Below are 1260 nucleotides of genomic sequence, written 5' to 3'. Positions count from 1 at the left end.
TGAGGTAGCCTGAGACTTACGGACACTTCCATTTGATAAACTTGTCAAAGGGAGTGAAAACATGAAATCAACAACATACACGCCGGAGTTCCGGGCCGAGGCGGTCAAACTGGTGCTGGCGCAGGGACTGACGCTGGAAGAAGCCGCCCAGCGGATCTCGATGCCCCAAGGAACACTGGCCAACTGGGTGAGTGCCGCCAAGCGCGGGACGGATCCCAAGGCGCCACCAGGTAGCCGCAGCGTCGCCGAGCTGGAAGCCGAAGTAGCCAAGCTTCGCAAGGAACTGGCAGTCGAGCGGATGGAGAAGGATGTGCTAAAAAAGGCCACCGCGTACTTTGCGAGGGAGTCGCTGCCCGGTACGCGTTCATGAAGTCGGTGCGACTCGAATACCCGCTTGGCTTGTTGTGCCGCGTCTTCGATGTGTCGCGCAGCGGCTTTTATGCGGCGTTCGAGCGCCCGCCATCGCAGCGCGCGCAAGACGATGAACGATTGAAGGTCGCCATCAAGGCTGCCCACGTCCAGACTCGTGAAACCTACGGACCATTGCGCCTGCAGCCGGAATTGGTCGCGCAAGGATTCAACGCTGGTCGTGACCGGATCGTTCGGTTGCGACGGGAACTTGGCCTGCGTTGCAAGCAAAAGCGCAAGTTCAAGGCTACGACGAATTCGAACCATAGCTTTCCAGTGGCACCGAACCTGTTGGAGCAGACCTTCGCACCGACGCGACCAAATGAAGCCTGGGTCAGCGATATCACTTACGTCGCCACCGACGAAGGATGGCTCTACCTAGCGGGCATCAAGGACGTCTTCACTTGCGAGATGGTGGGCTACGCGCTCGGCGCAAGAATGACGCAGGAGTTGACGGCGCAGGCGTTGTGGCGGGCTGTTCGCGGAAAGCGGCCGCCGCCAGGGCTGATTCTGCATTCTGACCGAGGCAGCCAATACTGCGCCGACGACTATCGAAAGCTGGTCGCGCAATTCGGCATGCGGGCATCCATGTCGCGCAAGGGGAACTGCTACGACAACGCGCCGATGGAGAGCTTCTGGGGCAGCTTGAAGAACGAAATGATTCATCATCAGAGGTACGCCACAAGGGCCAACGCGGAAGCGTCCATCAAGGAGTACATCGAAATCTTCTACAACCGCCAGCGGCGCCATTCGCGCCTTGGCTATGTATCGCCGGCGTCGTTCGCTGAGAATTTCAGAAAAAAAGCGCTGGCTGCTTGAAACGGACGTGTCCATTATTGACAGTACACCTCA

The 1260-nt window shown here is 58.6% G+C and carries 1 protein-coding gene; it reads left to right on the top strand.

Annotated features, from left to right (window positions below):
- Positions 1 to 61 precede the first annotated feature (61 nt).
- Positions 62 to 1227, top strand: a protein-coding gene (locus tag GW587_RS30945; RefSeq protein WP_371875671.1) for an IS3 family transposase whose coding sequence is annotated in 2 segments (ribosomal slippage) — positions 62 to 338 and positions 338 to 1227 — 1167 coding nt in all. Because the reading frame shifts where the segments join, the coding sequence is not laid out codon by codon here.
- The last annotated feature ends 33 nt before the right edge of the window (positions 1228 to 1260 follow it).

Source organism: Duganella aceris (genome assembly GCF_011090165.1).
GTDB classification, from domain to species: Bacteria; Pseudomonadota; Gammaproteobacteria; order Burkholderiales; family Burkholderiaceae_D; genus Rugamonas; species Rugamonas aceris.
The sequence above is the reverse complement of the archived record's forward strand: the minus strand, read 5'-3'. Positions and strand labels throughout refer to the sequence as shown.